The organism is Pseudomonas sp. SDO5522_S412 (genome assembly GCF_054071215.1).
In genome coordinates, this window is sequence record NZ_JBSVWQ010000135.1 from 1 (window position 1) to 16042 (window position 16042).

At 61.9% G+C, this 16042-nt stretch carries 10 protein-coding genes; 9 read left to right on the forward strand and 1 reads right to left on the reverse strand.

What is annotated here, in order from left to right; genetic code table 11:
- Positions 1 to 68: 68 nt before the first annotated feature.
- Complete coding sequence (locus ACW9I6_RS22460) at positions 69 to 2525, reverse strand: penicillin-binding protein 1A (RefSeq protein ID WP_371316571.1); 2457 nt, start codon at positions 2523 to 2525, stop codon at positions 69 to 71.
- Between the two features lie 220 nt (positions 2526 to 2745).
- Here ACW9I6_RS22460 and pilM point away from each other — a divergent pair, with 220 nt between their 5' ends.
- The 9 genes from pilM (at position 2746) to ACW9I6_RS22505 (ending at position 15967) form a co-directional block, all read left to right on the forward strand.
- On the forward strand, positions 2746 to 3399 hold the full coding sequence (gene pilM, locus ACW9I6_RS22465) for a type IV pilus biogenesis protein PilM (RefSeq protein ID WP_178912479.1): 654 nt from the start codon (positions 2746 to 2748) through the stop codon (positions 3397 to 3399).
- Positions 3399 to 3950 carry a PilN domain-containing protein gene (locus ACW9I6_RS22470; RefSeq protein WP_087692529.1) on the forward strand — a complete coding sequence of 184 codons (552 nt, stop codon included), beginning with the start codon at positions 3399 to 3401 and terminating at the stop codon, positions 3948 to 3950. Before pilM ends, ACW9I6_RS22470 begins: the two co-directional genes overlap by 1 nt.
- Positions 3947 to 4972 carry a pilus assembly protein PilP gene (locus tag ACW9I6_RS22475; RefSeq protein ID WP_457339847.1) on the forward strand — a complete coding sequence of 342 codons (1026 nt, stop codon included), beginning with the start codon at positions 3947 to 3949 and terminating at the stop codon, positions 4970 to 4972. The genes ACW9I6_RS22470 and ACW9I6_RS22475 overlap by 4 nt, the downstream gene beginning before the upstream one ends.
- Positions 4973 to 5041: 69 nt before the next feature.
- Positions 5042 to 6379: a type IV pilus secretin PilQ gene (locus ACW9I6_RS22480; protein WP_457339848.1), complete on the forward strand. Its 1338-nt coding sequence runs from the start codon at positions 5042 to 5044 to the stop codon at positions 6377 to 6379.
- Between the two features lie 4 nt (positions 6380 to 6383).
- The gene (gene aroK, locus ACW9I6_RS22485; protein ID WP_003209345.1) at positions 6384 to 6902 is read left to right on the forward strand and encodes a shikimate kinase AroK; all 519 of its coding nucleotides are present in this window, start codon (positions 6384 to 6386) and stop codon (positions 6900 to 6902) included.
- Positions 6903 to 7049: 147 nt separating this feature from the next.
- Complete coding sequence (gene aroB, locus ACW9I6_RS22490; RefSeq protein ID WP_003209346.1) at positions 7050 to 8150, forward strand: 3-dehydroquinate synthase; 1101 nt, start codon at positions 7050 to 7052, stop codon at positions 8148 to 8150.
- Positions 8151 to 8160: 10 nt separating this feature from the next.
- Positions 8161 to 9720: an SPOR domain-containing protein gene (locus ACW9I6_RS22495; protein ID WP_003209350.1), complete on the forward strand. Its 1560-nt coding sequence runs from the start codon at positions 8161 to 8163 to the stop codon at positions 9718 to 9720.
- A 350-nt stretch (positions 9721 to 10070) separates the two neighbouring features.
- Positions 10071 to 14516 carry a glutamate synthase large subunit gene (gltB, locus tag ACW9I6_RS22500; RefSeq protein ID WP_003209351.1) on the forward strand — a complete coding sequence of 1482 codons (4446 nt, stop codon included), beginning with the start codon at positions 10071 to 10073 and terminating at the stop codon, positions 14514 to 14516.
- Positions 14517 to 14548: 32 nt separating this feature from the next.
- Positions 14549 to 15967 (forward strand): FAD-dependent oxidoreductase, encoded by a 1419-nt coding sequence (locus ACW9I6_RS22505; protein ID WP_003209353.1) that lies wholly within the window; start codon positions 14549 to 14551, stop codon positions 15965 to 15967.
- The last annotated feature ends 75 nt before the right edge of the window (positions 15968 to 16042 follow it).

The window sequence follows — 16042 nt, forward strand, 5'->3', positions numbered from 1 at the left end:
CGGTCGCCTCGTTGGATCTGAATATACCGCTTTCGCGAGCAAGCCCGCTCCCACATTGGAGCTGCGTGTTAGAACAAATCGATCGGCGCCGCCTCGTCCGCCGGCAGCGGGCTGCCCGGTGCAACACCATTGCCCAGCTCGTTGACCGACGGCGGCGTGTCCTCGCTCTTGAACAGCTCGAAGTACGCATTCGGCGTGCTCGGCGCTGCTGCACGGCCGCTGACCGGGTCGATCCGCAGGCTCAGGATGCCTTCCGGTTCCGGCTGGGTATGCAGCGGCATATCCTTCAGCGCGGCGCCCATGTAGCTCATCCAGATCGGCAGCGCGACAGTGCCGCCGAACTCCCGGCGACCGAGGCTTTCCGGCTGGTCGTAACCGGTCCATACGGTGGTCACGTAGTCGGCGTTGTAGCCGGAGAACCAGGCATCCTTGGAGTCGTTGGTGGTACCGGTCTTGCCGGCGATATCGGCACGGCCCAGGGCCAGGGCGCGACGCCCCGTACCTTTCTTGATCACGTCTTCCAGGATGCTGTTGAGGATGTAGGTGGTACGGCCATCCACAACGCGTTCGGCTACCGCCGGCGCTTGTGGTGCGGCGGGAGCACCGGCTGCCGGGGCTTCGCCTGGCGTCGGCTCGATGGTGATGCCGCCGTTGGCCGGTGCTGCCTGGCCGTCAGTGGCCGCGACGCCATTGACCACGTCGCCCGGGACCCGTGGTGGGTTGGCGGTGAACAGGGTTTCGCCGCTACGGCTTTCGATCTTGTCGATCAGGTACGGGGTGATCTTGTAGCCGCCGTTGGCAAAGGTGCTCCAGCCGGTGGCGATTTCCATCGGCGTCAGCGTGGCGGTACCCAGTGCCAGGGACAGGTTGGGCGGCAGGTCCGACTTGTTGAAGCCGAAGCGGGTGATGTAGTCGATGGTCTTGCCTACGCCCATCGCCTGCAGCAGGCGGATCGACACCAAGTTACGCGACTTGTACAGCGCCTCGCGGACGCGGATCGGGCCGAGGAAGGTGTTGGTGTCGTTCTTCGGGCGCCAGACCTTGTCCAGGTACTCGTCGACGAACACGATCGGTGCATCGTTGACCAGGCTGGCGGCGGTGTAGCCGTTATCCAGTGCAGCGCTGTAGATGAACGGCTTGAAGCTGGAACCCGGCTGGCGCTTGGCCTGGGTGGCGCGGTTGTAGTTGCTCTGCTCGAAGGCAAAGCCGCCGACCAGGGCACGGATTGCACCGTTCTGCGGGTCAAGCGACACCAGCGCGCCCTGTGCCACGGGCACCTGGCTGAATTTCAGGCTGTCGTCCTTCTGGCGCTGCACGCGAACCAGGTCACCGACCTGGGCCACGTCCGACGGCTGCTTGGGCATCGGGCCCATGCTGTTGGTGTTCAGGAACGGGCGGGCCCATTTCATGCTGTCCCACGACACATGCTCTTCGCCGGTGCGCGTCAGTACCTGCACGCCATCTTTCTTCACCTGGGTGACGATGGCGGGTTCAAGGCCGCTGATCGGGCGCTGTTTGCCCAGCTCGACGGTCCAGGCGCTCAGGGTCTTGCCCGGCAGGCGCGATTCAGGGCCGCGGTAGCCATGGCGCTGGTCATAGGCGACCAGGCCGTCGTGTACCGACTTGTTGGCGATTTCCTGCAGGTTGCTCGGAATCGTCGTGGTCACGCGGAAACCTTCGGTGTACGCCTCGCTGCCATAGCGGCCGACCATCTCGGCACGGGCCATTTCGGCGATATACGGGGCATTCACTTCCGGGGTCGGCACGTGATAGCTGGCGTTCAGCGGCTCGGCCACCGCACTTTCGTACGCGGCCTGGTCGATCTTGCCCAGCTTGTACATGCGGCCCAGGATCCAGTCGCGGCGCTCTTTGCTGCGCGCCGGGTTGGCCAGCGGGTTAAAGCGTGAAGGCGCCTTGGGCAGGCCGGCAATCATCGCCATCTGCGCCAGGCTGGCGTCACGAATCGACTTGCCGTAGTAAACCTGTGAAGCCGCCTCAATGCCGTAGGCGCGGTTGCCCAGATAGATCTTGTTGACGTACAGCTCAAGGATCTCATCCTTGGTCAGCTGACGTTCGATCTGCAACGCCAGGAGGATTTCCGTGGCTTTGCGGGAAAAGCTGCGTTCGCTGGTGAGGAAGAAGTTCTTCGCCACCTGCATGGTGATGGTGCTGCCACCGGATTGAATGTGTCCGCTTTTTACCAACTGCGTGGCCGCCCGCACCAGGCTGCTTGGGTCGACGCCATAGTGATTGGCGAAGTTATCGTCTTCAGCCGACAGCAGGGCGTTGATGAAATTGGGTGGAATGTCGGCGAAACGGATCGGTGTGCGGCGCATTTCGCCGAACTCCGCGATCAGTTTTTCATCGCTGCTGTAGACCCGCAAAGGAATCTGCAACTGGATACTTCTCAGGGCCTCTACGGAGGGCAAACCCGGACTAAGGTAGAGATAGGCCCCGCTGAGCACGAGCATCAGCCCGCAGACGATCGCGACAATGGAGTACCCGAAAAACTTCAGCAGACGAATCAAGGCTTTTGGATTTCCAAGGAAAAGAATGGGTTAGGCGTCGGGGCATGCACGGCAAGTGGTGGATCGACCCGGCCAGCAGATAAACGCGGGAAAAAACGCTGGGCATTAAAGCATTTTTCGGCTTCGGGCGTCATTCGCGCCGCTCATACAAGCCGACCGAATGCAGGAAGCCTGGCGGCAATCAGTCCGTAAGACAGGGAAAGTTTTGGGGAGTTTTATGAGAAAGGGATTTTTCAGGCGAAAAGCCGATGCCGTCCTGGGTGTCGACATCAATGACACCGGCGTCAGGCTGGTGGAGCTGGAGGCGTCAGGCACTGGCTACAGCGTTCGGGGCTACGCCATGCAGCAGTTGCCGGCCCATGCGGTGGTCGACAGCAGCGTGGTTGATTTCGATGCCGTCGCGCAGGCACTTTCCCGGGCGCTGGTACAGGCGCATACATCACTCAGGCATGCCGCCGTGGCCGTGGCAGGGCCCTCGGTGATTACCCGCGTGCTGGAGATGGACGCGGGGCTGACGGATGCTGAAATGGTGCGTCGAATCCATGGGGAAGCAGACCAGTACATTCCTTATCCGCTGGAGGATGTGGCTATCGACTTCCAGGTGCAGGGCCCGTCGGCCCATGACCCGCAAAGCGTCGATGTGCTGCTGGTTGCCTGCCTCAAGGAACAGGTGGAGGCCCGTGAGGCGGTTTTGGCCCTTGCGGGGCTGGCGACGCGGATAGTGGATGTCGAAGCATTTGCATTGGCTCGCGCGGGCAGGCAGGCTTCGGACAGCATCACGCCGGGCCGTCGTGTCGATGGCGCGCAATGGGCCGTGGATGCCCAGGGAATGGGAGTGGCCTGCGGGCTGGCCCTGAGGAGTTTCGACTGATGACACGAATCAACCTGTTGCCGTGGCGCGCAGAACGGAATGAGCGGCGGCGCAAATATTTTCTGGTGTTTTTGGCGGGGGCTGCAGCGGTGGCGCTGGCTGCGGTTTGGCTGGCAGACCAGGTGATCGACCGTGCAATCGATCGGCAGTTGGCTCGCAATAACCAGTTGAGCCAGGGTGTCACCGGGCTCGACTCGCGGATCAAGGCCATCGACGAACTGCATGAGCAGCGCCAGCAGTTGATGGAACGGATGAAAGTTGTGCAGGGTTTGCAGGACGATCGTGCGGCGGGTGCTCAGTTGCTGGACCAGTTGGCCCGTGCCGTGCCGGACGGGGTGCAGTTGCGCGAAGTGAGCGTCGACGGCGGTTCTGTTTCCATCAGCGGCACGGCCGGATCGAACCGGGACATTGCTCAGTTCATGCGAGGCCTCGAAGCTGCCGAAGACTTGGAAGCGCCCCGGCTTCAACGGGTTCGCGGCGCGCAGGAGGGCGACGACAATGGCTTCCAGTTGACGGTTCGCCATGGTCACTCGGATGAGGTGCGCCAATGAGAGGGGCGTCAGGCCTGCCAGGGCTGACGGAATCCGATATAACCCAGCTCTGCCAGAACGCCGCCAACTGGCCCTTGCCGGGCAAGGCGTTGCTGGCTGGCGCGGTGGTTTGCCTGCTGTGGGCAGTGGGCAATACCTTCTACTTGAGTGGGGCGCGGGAGCAACTGCGCCAGCTTGAGTCGCAGGAAGTGGCGCTTGAACAGCAGGTCGCGCTGAAAACCATCCAGGCTGCCGGCCTGGAGTCCCTGGTCCGCGAATTCGAAACAACGCGAGGCCATTTCGCCAACCTGTTACGGCGGTTGCCTGCCGACACCCAGGTACCCGGCCTGCTTGAAGATATTGGCCGCCTGAGTGCCGCCAATGGCTTGGTGCTGGAGGCCATCGAACTTCGGGATGACCAGCCTCGCGCCCTGTACATCGAATCGCCCATGCAGATTGGCGTCACCGGGACTTTTCACGACCTGGCGGCGTTCATCAACGGCATGGCCAGCTTGCCGGGAATTGTCACGGTGCATGACTTGGCATTCAGTCCTGTCGATCCCTCGGTGTTGCATCTCAGTCTGGTAGCCAGGACCTATCGTCACAACCGCCAGGCGGGCGATGACCTGGAGGTTGATTTGCACCCGCCGGCACAGGCTGTCGCCGAGCCCGGGCCGCAGCAAGTGGCGTACGATTTTGCAGCCTTGCGCGACCCTTTCCAGCCGCCCTCTCGCCAACTGGTTCGACCCGCCGGGCGACCGGCTGCCGGACCTGATCTCGCCAGGCCTCGCGGAATCCTCGAAGGCTTCGCCGTGGAGCAGTTCGAAATGGTCGGGACCTTGTCCCTGGGGGCTCAAACCTTCGCCCTGCTGCGCGGAGCGTCGTCTGTCCATCGGCTGGCAATCGGCGATTACCTGGGCCCGGATCACGGGCGCATCACGGCGATTCATGACTCCCATGTCGAACTGGCCGAGCTTTTCCCGGATGGCCAGGGCGCGTGGCTGGAACGCTCGCAAACCCTTGCACTGAACGCTAACTCATAACGGAAACAAACAATGAAAAGGACTTTTTCGTCCTTCGGTGTGGCGCTATGGATAGCGTTCACGGCACCGATGGTCATGGCTGTGCCCAATCGAATCGACTTGATTCACCTGCCGCCACCTGGCAATGCGCCCCTGAGTACCGGGCAAGTGGCGTTCACCGGGGACAAGCTGTCCCTCAACTTCCAGAACATCGAGTTGCGCGCGGTGCTGCAGCAGATTGCTGACGTTGCCGGCCTCAATCTGGTGACCAGCGACGACGTGCAGGGTTCGATCACACTGCGCCTCAAGGACGTGCCCTGGGACCAGGCCCTGGACCTGGTGCTGCAAACCAAGGGGTTGGATAAACGTGTGACGGCCAATGTGCTGCTGGTCGCGCCGGCCGAGGAGTTGGCCGCCCGCGAGTTGCTGGCGATGGAGTCGCGCAAGCAAATGACTGAGTTGGCACCGCTGCGCCGCGAGTTGCTGCAAGTCAATTACGCCAAGGCGTCGGACCTGGCCAAGCTCTTCCAGTCGGCCGTGGGCCTGGAAGGCGCCACCGATGAGCGCGGCTCGGTGGCGGTGGATGACCGCACCAACAACATCATCGCCTACCAGACCCGGGAGCGGCTGGAGGAGCTGCGCACGATTGTGGCGCAACTGGATATTCCGGTAAGGCAGGTGATGATCGAGGCGCGGATCGTCGAGGCCAATGTGGATTACGACAAAAGCCTTGGCGTGCGCTGGGGCGGGCAACTGAATCGGGGTAACTGGAGCGCTGGCGGGATCAGGAAACCGCTGGCCGAAGGCACCGAGCCGCCTGAAATCCCGCCCAGCTCGCCGTTTGTGGACCTGGGGGCGGTCAACGGCAGCGCCGGCCTGGGTGTCGCGTTTATCACCGACAACCTGCTGCTGGACCTGGAACTGACCGCCATGGAAAAAACCGGCAATGGTGAAATCGTTTCGCAGCCCAAGGTCGTCACCTCCGACAAGGAAACCGCGCGAATCCTCAAGGGCACCGAGATTCCCTATCAGGAGTCCAGCTCCACCGGCGCGACCTCGGTGTCGTTCAAGGAGGCCTCCTTGTCATTGGAAGTGACCCCGCAAATCACCCCGGACGGCTGGGTGATCATGGAGGTCAAGGTCACCAAGGACGAGCCCGACTACCTGAACAGGCTCAACGATGTGCCGCCGATCAAGAAAAACGAGGTCAATGCCAAGGTGCTGGTCAAGGACGGGGAGACCATCGTGATCGGTGGGGTTTTCTCCAATACTCAAAGCAAAGTGGTAGATAAAGTGCCATTTTTGGGCGATGTGCCGTATCTTGGCCGCCTTTTCCGGCGGGATGTGGTTTCGGAGAAAAAATCCGAGCTGCTGGTATTCCTGACTCCGCGTATTATGAATAACCAGGCGATTGCTGTGAGTCGTTGATTCTGTGCGAAATTTGATTCTTGTAGGACCGATGGGGGCTGGAAAAAGCACCATCGGCCGTTTGCTGGCCAAAGAGCTGCGCCTGCCATTCAAAGACTCCGATAAGGAAATTGAATTGCGCACGGGCGCCAATATCCCGTGGATCTTCGATAAGGAAGGCGAACTGGGCTTTCGCGACCGCGAGCAGGCGATGATTGCCGAGCTGTGCGGCTGCGATGGCGTGGTATTGGCCACCGGCGGTGGCGCAGTGATGCGCGACGAGAACCGCCGGGCGCTGCACGCCGGCGGTCGCGTGGTTTATCTGCACGCGTCTGTCGAGCAGCAGGTGGGCCGCACCGCTCGCGACCGCAATCGCCCATTGCTGCGCACCGCCGACCCGGCAAAAACCCTGCGGGACCTGCTGACGCTGCGCGACCCGCTTTATCGGGAAATCGCCGATCTGGTGGTGGAAACCGATGAGCGGCCGCCACGAATGGTGGTTCTCGACATTCTCGAGCGCCTGGCACAGTTGCCACCCCGTTAAAGCCAGGGCCGAAATGCGCTATCCTCGGCGGCGCGTCATGACCGTCCGAGTTGTGGCGTAGAGCCATCAGGCAGCGTCAGATCCCGACGTTGCCGACAACGTTAATGTAGGGCAGGACGCCTGCTTTCATCTTCAACGCGGGGACACATGCAGACACTTAAGGTCGATCTTGGCGAGCGCAGCTACCCGATCCATATTGGCGAAGGTTTGTTGGACCAGCCCGAGTTGCTCGCACCGCATATTGCCGGGCGGCAAGTGGCGATCATCTCCAATGAAACGGTCGCGCCGCTGTATCTTGAGCGTCTGAGCCGCAGCCTGGCGGCGTACTCGGTGATCTCGGTGGTGCTGCCGGACGGCGAGGCCTTCAAGACCTGGGAAACCCTGCAACTGATCTTTGATGGCCTGCTGACGGCCCGTCATGACCGGCGCACCACGGTGGTGGCCCTGGGTGGCGGTGTGATCGGCGACATGGCCGGCTTTGCAGCCGCCTGCTATCAGCGCGGCGTGGACTTTATCCAGGTACCGACCACCTTGCTGTCCCAGGTCGATTCGTCGGTGGGCGGCAAGACGGGCATCAACCACCCGCTGGGCAAGAACATGGTCGGCGCGTTCTATCAGCCGAATGTGGTGCTGATCGACACTGCCACCCTCAATACCCTGCCACCCCGCGAGCTGTCGGCGGGCCTGGCGGAAGTCATCAAGTACGGGCTGATCTGCGACGAGCCGTTCCTGACCTGGCTGGAAGAACACGTCGACGCCCTGCGCGCCCTCGACCAGGTGGCACTCACCGAAGCGATTTCCCGCTCCTGCGCCGCCAAGGCGCTGGTGGTGAATGCCGACGAACGTGAGTCCGGCGTGCGCGCCACCTTGAACCTCGGCCACACCTTCGGCCATGCGATCGAGACCCACATGGGCTATGGTGTGTGGTTGCATGGAGAGGCCGTAGCGGCTGGCACAGTGATGGCATTGGAGATGTCGCAACGCCTGGGCTGGATCAGCGCCCAGGAGCGTGATCGCGGGATCCGCCTGTTCCAGCGCGCCGGGTTGCCGGTCATTCCTCCCGAGGAGATGACCGAGGCAGATTTTCTCGAACATATGGCAATAGACAAGAAAGTGATCGACGGTCGACTGCGACTGGTGCTGTTGCGCCGAATGGGCGAAGCGGTAGTGACCGACGATTATCCGAAAGAGATTTTACAGGCCACGCTGGGAGCGGATTACCGCGCCCTGGCCCAGCTTAAAGGTTAATAAGATCCCGATGACTAGTTTGCATGCCGACGAGGCGTTCCTCGGCCATTACCAGTTAAGCCACGACCCTTTTGCTCCTCGGGTGCCTGGTTTCAAGTTTTTCCCTGCGCAACGCAAGCCGGTGCTGGGACAACTGCACCACCTGGCGCGCTACAGCCAGTTGCTGCTGGTGGTCACCGGCCCATTGGGCAGCGGCAAGACCTTGCTGCGCCAGGCGCTGGTGGCCAGCACCAACAAGCAATCGGTACAGAGCGTGGTGGTTTCCGCCCGTGGTGCCGGTGATGCGGCAGGCGTGTTGCGTCAAGTGGCCCAGGCCCTCGACGTGTCCACTGCCGAGCCGAATGCGATCCTCAAGCAAGTGGTGCAACTGGGCCTGACCGGCCAGGAAGTCTACCTGCTGGTGGATGACGCCGAGCAGCTCGACGAATCTGCCCTGGAAGCGTTGCTGGCCCTGGCGGCCGGTACGCCTGAAGGGCGCCCGCATGTGTTCCTGTTTGGCGAGTCTTCGCTGATCGCCGAACTTGAACAGATCAGCGGTGAGCAGGAGCTGTTCCACGTCATCGAACTGCAGCCTTACGAAGAAGAAGAAACCCGCGAATACCTGGCCCAGCGGCTGGAAGGCGCAGGGCAGGGCATCGAACTTTTCTCCGCTTCGCAGATCTCTGATATTCACGAAAGCTCCGACGGCTGGCCTGGCACCATCAACCAGGTTGCCCGGGATGCCATGATCGAAGCCATGATTGCCAGCCGCTCAGCGGTAAAGCGTCCAAAGATGGGGTTTACTATGCCGAAGAAACACGTATTGGCAATTTCTGCCGTTGTCGTGGTTGCCGTCGCCGCCGCCTGGTTGATTCCAGGTCGCAACAAGGCACCGACCACCGCTGGCGCGCCAACCGAACAGGCGCAGTTGCCACTGGGCAAGCCAACACCGAACGTTGAGTTTGCCAACTCCGGCCAACCCACCAACCTGCCAATGGTCGGCCAACCGGTGATGCGCGGCCCGCTCGCCGAAGAAGCTGGCGGCATCTCCGAAGGCGACGATGGGGTGCCCGTGGAAGGCTCCAGCGCCACGCCGCCGACCGTGACCACCACCGCGCCACCTGCGGGCGTGCCAGCCGGTCAGCCAGCGGCCAAGCCGACGCCAGCGCCAGCCCAGGTCGCCACCGCCAAGCCTGCGCCTGTGGCCAAGCCGGTCGCCCCGGCGCCTGCGGCCAAACCGGCTCCAGCCGCCAAGCCTGCCGAAAAACCGGCCGTCGTGGCCAAGGCCGCGACTGGCGCTGCCGGCAGCAGCTGGTATGCCAGCCAGCCTACCGGTAACTTCGTGGTGCAGATCCTCGGCACCAGCTCCGAAGCCAACGCCCAGGCGTTCGTGAAAGAGCAGGGCGGCGAGTACCGTTATTTCAAGAAAGTGCTCAACGGCAAGCCTCTCTACGTGATCACTTACGGCAACTTCTCCAGCCGTACAGCAGCGGAATCCGCTATCAAGGCCTTGCCAGCGAAGGTTCAGGCTGGTAAACCTTGGCCTCGCACTGTCGCCAGCGTTCAACAAGAACTGGCAACAACTCGCTGAAGATCCGGCGGCCTTACCCAGGCCGCCCTCTCGGCACCTCAAAAAAAACAACACAGCGTGCAGCCCTGAAGGCCGCGCGCTTTGTGGTGTCTGCGTCACAGTGGCTTTTGAGTCGTAGCGGTCAAAATTAAAAAAGTTTTGACTAGCACAGCATATCGCTTTAAACCTTTCATAAATGCGACATAGATTTGCGACATTTCGTCGCTAAATTTGTGAGCGTCTGTGTCGGTGTGTACAATGACCTCCCTTTTGCCCCCGCTAAGCCGGCGTACGTTCGGCGTGGAAGGTAACCGGTTGAATTGAAAAGAAATTTGCCTCGGAATAAGAGGCAGCCTGGTGAGAAAGTGTCTATGAAAGCAGGTCTGTACCAACCCGATGAATTCAAGGATAACTGCGGTTTCGGCCTGATAGCCCACATGCAGGGCGAGCCCAGTCATACCCTTTTGCAAACGGCCATCGAGGCCCTGACCTGCATGACCCACCGCGGTGGGATCAACGCCGACGGCAAGACCGGTGACGGTTGCGGCTTGCTGATTCAAAAGCCCGACCAGTTCCTGCGCGCAGTCGCCAAGGAACATTTCGGCGCCGATTTGCCCAAGCAGTACGCTGTGGGCATGGTGTTCTTCAACCAGGACCCGGTAAAAGCCGAAGCTGCTCGCGAGAACATGAACCGCGAGATCCTGGCCGCTGGCCTGCAGCTCGTCGGCTGGCGCAAAGTGCCGATCGACACCAGCGTACTGGGCCGCCTGGCCCTGGAGCGCCTGCCGCAGATCGAACAAGTGTTCATCGCAGGCGACGGCCTGAGCGACCAGGACATGGCGATCAAGCTGTTCACCTCTCGTCGTCGCTCGTCCGTGGCCAATGCCGCCGACACCGACCACTACATCTGCAGCTTTTCCCACAAGACCATCATTTATAAAGGCCTGATGATGCCGGCGGACTTGACCGCCTTCTATCCAGACCTGAGCGATGAGCGCCTGCAAACCGCAATCTGCGTGTTCCACCAGCGCTTCTCCACCAACACCCTGCCGAAATGGCCGCTGGCCCAGCCATTCCGCTTCCTCGCCCACAACGGCGAGATCAACACCATCACCGGCAACCGCAACTGGGCCGTGGCCCGTCGAACCAAGTTCGCCAACGACCTGATGGACCTGGAAGAGCTCGGCCCGCTGGTCAACCGCGTGGGTTCCGACTCCTCCAGCATGGACAACATGCTCGAACTGATGGTCACCGGCGGCATCGACCTGTTCCGTGGCGTGCGCATGATCATTCCGCCAGCGTGGCAGAACGTCGAGACCATGGACCCCGACCTGCGGGCGTTCTATGAGTACAACTCGATGCACATGGAACCGTGGGACGGCCCGGCCGGCGTGGTAATGACCGACGGTCGCTACGCCGTGTGCCTGCTCGACCGTAACGGCCTGCGCCCGGCGCGCTGGGTGACCACCACCAACGGCTTCATCACCCTGGCGTCGGAAATCGGCGTGTGGAACTACAAGCCGGAAGACGTGATCGCCAAGGGCCGCGTTGGCCCGGGCCAGATCCTCGCCGTGGACACCGAGACCGGTCAGATCCTCGACACCGATGCCATCGACAACCGCTTGAAGTCCCGTCATCCGTACAAGCAATGGCTGCGCAAGAATGCCCTGCGCATCCAGGCAACCATGGAAGACAACGACCACGGTTCGGCTTTCTATGACGTCGACCAGCTCAAGCAGTACATGAAGATGTACCAGGTCACTTTCGAAGAACGTGACCAGGTGCTGCGCCCACTGGGCGAGCAGGGCTACGAAGCCGTCGGCTCCATGGGCGATGACACGCCAATGGCCGTGCTGTCCCAGCGCGTGCGCACGCCGTACGACTATTTCCGCCAGCAGTTCGCCCAGGTGACCAACCCGCCGATCGACCCGCTGCGCGAAGCCATCGTGATGTCCCTGGAAGTGTGCCTCGGTGCCGAGCGCAACATCTTCCAGGAATCGCCTGAGCACGCTTCCCGCGTGATCCTCAGCTCGCCGGTCATTTCCCCGGCCAAGTGGCGCTCGTTGATGACCCTGGACCGCCCGGGCTTCGACCGGCAGATCATCGACCTGAACTACGACGAGAGCCTCGGCCTGGAAGCCGCTGTGCGCAACGTCGCCGATCAGGCTGAAGAAGCCGTGCGCGCCGGCCGTACCCAAATCGTGCTGACCGACCGCCACATTGCCCCTGGCAAGCTGCCGATCCACGCCTCCCTGGCCACCGGCGCAGTGCACCACCGCCTGACCGAAAAGGGCCTGCGTTGCGATTCCAACATCCTGGTTGAAACCGCCACCGCCCGCGACCCGCATCACTTTGCGGTGTTGATCGGCTTCGGCGCCTCTGCGGTGTATCCGTTCCTGGCTTACGAAGTACTCGGCGACCTGATCCGTACCGGCGAAGTCCTGGGCGACCTCTACGAGGTGTTCAAGAATTACCGGAAAGGCATCACCAAGGGCCTGCTGAAGATCCTGTCGAAGATGGGCATCTCCACCGTCACGTCCTACCGCGGCGCGCAATTGTTCGAAGCCATCGGCCTGTCGGAAGAAGTTTGCGAGATGAGCTTCCGTGGCGTGCCGAGCCGCATCAAGGGTGCGCGTTTCGTCGACATCGAAGCCGAGCAGAAAGCCCTGGCCGCCGAAGCCTGGAGCGCGCGCAAGCCGATCCAGCAAGGTGGCCTGCTGAAGTTCGTGCACGGTGGCGAATACCACGCCTACAACCCGGACGTGGTCAACACCCTGCAAGCCGCCGTGCAGCAAGGCGACTACGCCAAGTTCAAGGAATACACCGCGCTGGTGGATAACCGCCCGGTGTCGATGATCCGCGATTTGTTCAAGGTGAAAACCCTGGACACGCCGCTGGCCATCAGCGAGATCGAGCCACTGGAATCGATCCTCAAGCGTTTCGACTCCGCCGGTATTTCCCTGGGCGCCTTGTCGCCTGAGGCTCACGAAGCCCTGGCCGAAGCCATGAACCGCCTGGGTGCGCGTTCCAACTCCGGCGAAGGCGGTGAAGACCCGGCGCGCTACGGCACCATCAAGAGCTCGAAAATCAAGCAGGTCGCCACTGGCCGCTTTGGTGTGACCCCGGAATACCTGGTCAACGCCGAAGTGCTGCAGATCAAGGTTGCCCAGGGCGCCAAGCCGGGTGAAGGCGGACAACTGCCAGGCGGCAAGGTCAACGGCCTGATCGCCAAGCTGCGTTATGCAGTGCCGGGCGTGACCCTGATTTCGCCGCCGCCGCACCACGACATCTACTCGATCGAGGATTTGTCGCAGCTGATTTTCGACCTGAAACAAGTCAACCCGCAGGCCCTGGTCTCGGTGAAACTGGTAGCGGAAGCCGGCGTGGGCACCATCGCCGCCGGTGTGGCCAAGGCCTATGCCGACCTGATCACCATCTCCGGCTACGACGGCGGCACCGGCGCTTCGCCGCTGACCTCCATCAAGTACGCCGGTGCGCCGTGGGAACTGGGCCTGGCCGAGACTCACCAGACCCTGCGCGGCAACGACCTGCGCGGCAAGGTCCGGGTGCAGACCGACGGTGGCCTGAAAACCGGCCTCGACGTGATCAAGGCTGCAATCCTCGGCGCCGAAAGCTTCGGCTTCGGCACCGCGCCAATGATCGCCCTGGGCTGCAAATACCTGCGCATCTGCCACCTGAACAACTGCGCCACCGGCGTGGCCACTCAGAACGAGAAGCTGCGCAAGGACCACTACATCGGGACCGTCGACATGGTGGTGAATTTCTTCACCTACGTCGCCGAGGAAACCCGTGAGTGGCTGGCCAAGCTGGGCGTGCGTTCCCTGGAAGAGCTGATCGGCCGTACCGACCTGCTGGACATCCTCGAAGGCCAGACCGCCAAGCAACAGCACCTGGACCTGACGCCGCTGTTGGGCAGCGATCACATCCCGGCCGACAAGCCACAGTTCTGCCAGGTTGACCGCAACCCGCCGTTCGACAAGGGCCTGCTGGCCGAGAAGATGGTCGAGATGGCCACTTCGTCGATCAACGACGCAAGCGGCGGCGAATTCGCCCTGGATATCTGCAACTGCGACCGTTCCATCGGCGCACGCATCTCCGGCGAAATCGCACGCAAGCACGGCAACCAGGGCATGGCCAAGGCGCCGATCACCTTCCGCTTCAAGGGCACCGCTGGCCAGAGCTTCGGTGTGTGGAACGCCGGTGGCCTGAACATGTACCTCGAAGGCGATGCCAACGACTACGTGGGCAAGGGCATGACCGGCGGCAAGCTGGTGATCGTCCCGCCAGTGGGCAGCGTCTACAAGACTCAAGACAGTGCCATCATCGGCAACACCTGCCTGTACGGCGCAACCGGCGGCAAGCTGTTTGCCGCGGGCACGGCCGGTGAGCGTTTCGCAGTGCGTAACTCCGGTGCCCACACCGTGGTTGAAGGCACGGGCGATCACTGCTGCGAGTACATGACCGGTGGTTTTGTCGCGGTGCTGGGCAAGACCGGCTACAACTTCGGTTCGGGCATGACCGGCGGTTTCGCCTACGTGCTCGACCAGGACAACACCTTCGTCGACAAGGTGAACCACGAGTTGGTGGAGATCCAGCGGATCAGCGGCGAAGCGATGGAATCCTATCGCAACCACTTGCAGCATGTGCTGGACGAATATGTCGAGGAAACCAACAGCGAATGGGGTCGCAACCTCGCTGAAAACCTCGATGACTACCTGCGTCGTTTCTGGCTGGTCAAGCCCAAGGCTGCCAACCTGAAATCGTTGCTTTCCAGCATCCGTGCCAACCCGCAGTGATATGCGCCTGAAGAGTTTGATGAGGTTTTAACATGGCTGAACGTCTGAATAACGACTTCCAGTTCATCGATGTCGGGCGCAAAGATCCGAAGAAGAAACTGTTGCGTCAACGCAAGAAAGAGTTCGTGGAAATCTACGAGCCCTTCAAACCCCAGCACTCGGCCGACCAGGCCCACCGCTGCCTGGGTTGCGGTAACCCGTATTGCGAATGGAAGTGCCCGGTGCACAACTTCATTCCGAACTGGCTGAAGCTGGTGGCCGAGGGCAACATCCTCGCCGCCGCCGAGTTGTCGCACCAGACCAACACCCTGCCGGAAGTGTGCGGCCGGGTGTGCCCGCAGGACCGTCTGTGCGAGGGTGCGTGCACCCTCAACGACGGCTTCGGCGCGGTGACCATCGGTTCGGTGGAGAAGTACATCACCGACACCGCGTTCGCCATGGGCTGGCGCCCGGACATGTCCAAGGTCAAGCCGACCGGCAAGCGCGTCGCGATCATCGGCGCGGGCCCGGCGGGCCTGGGCTGTGCCGACGTGCTGGTGCGTGGCGGCGTGACCCCGGTGGTGTTCGACAAGAACCCGGAAATCGGTGGCCTGCTGACCTTCGGCATCCCCGAGTTCAAGCTGGAAAAAACCGTACTGAGCCATCGTCGCGAAGTCTTCACCGGCATGGGTATCGAGTTCCGCCTCAATACCGAAATCGGCAAGGACGTGACCATGGAGCAACTGCTCGAAGAATACGATGCCGTGTTCATGGGCATGGGCACCTACACCTACATGAAGGGTGGCTTCGCCGGTGAAGACCTGCCGGGCGTGTACGACGCTCTGGACTTCCTGATCGCCAACGTCAACCGCAACCTGGGCTTTGAAAAGTCGCCGGAAGATTTCGTCGACATGAAAGGCAAGAAGGTCGTGGTGCTGGGCGGTGGTGATACCGCGATGGACTGCAACCGCACTTCGATTCGCCAGGGCGCCAAGTCGGTGACCTGTGCCTACCGTCGTGACGAAGCCAACATGCCGGGTTCGCGCAAAGAGGTGAAGAACGCCAAGGAAGAAGGCGTGAAATTCCTCTACAACCGCCAGCCGATCGCTATCGTCGGTGAAGACCGTGTCGAAGGCGTGAAAGTGGTCGAGACCCGTCTCGGCGAACCGGACGCCCGTGGCCGTCGCAGCCCCGAGCCGATCCCGGGTTCCGAAGAGATCATCCCGGCAGACGCCGTGGTCATCGCCTTCGGTTTCCGCCCAAGCCCGGCGCCTTGGTTCGAGCAGTTCGAAATCCAGACCGACAGCCAGGGCCGCGTTGTAGCCCCGGAACAAGGCCAGTACAAACACCAGACCAGCAACCCGAAAATCTTCGCCGGTGGCGACATGGTGCGCGGTTCTGACCTGGTAGTGACGGCCATCTTCGAAGGCCGCAACGCCGCCGAAGGTATCCTGGATTACCTGCAGGTCTGACCCCGATCCCGGATTGAAATGGGATCAAAATGTGGGAGCGGGCTTGCTCGCGAATGCGGTATATCAGTCACCAGA

Coding starts and splice junctions, on each gene's coding strand:
- ACW9I6_RS22495 (WP_003209350.1), top strand. CDS start 8,161: ATGACTAGTTTGCATGCCGACGAGGCGTTCCTCGGCCATTACCAGTTA.
- gltB (WP_003209351.1), top strand. CDS start 10,071: ATGAAAGCAGGTCTGTACCAACCCGATGAATTCAAGGATAACTGCGGT.
- pilM (WP_178912479.1), top strand. CDS start 2,746: ATGAGAAAGGGATTTTTCAGGCGAAAAGCCGATGCCGTCCTGGGTGTC.
- ACW9I6_RS22480 (WP_457339848.1), top strand. CDS start 5,042: ATGGTCATGGCTGTGCCCAATCGAATCGACTTGATTCACCTGCCGCCA.
- ACW9I6_RS22505 (WP_003209353.1), top strand. CDS start 14,549: ATGGCTGAACGTCTGAATAACGACTTCCAGTTCATCGATGTCGGGCGC.
- ACW9I6_RS22470 (WP_087692529.1), top strand. CDS start 3,399: ATGACACGAATCAACCTGTTGCCGTGGCGCGCAGAACGGAATGAGCGG.
- aroB (WP_003209346.1), top strand. CDS start 7,050: ATGCAGACACTTAAGGTCGATCTTGGCGAGCGCAGCTACCCGATCCAT.
- ACW9I6_RS22475 (WP_457339847.1), top strand. CDS start 3,947: ATGAGAGGGGCGTCAGGCCTGCCAGGGCTGACGGAATCCGATATAACC.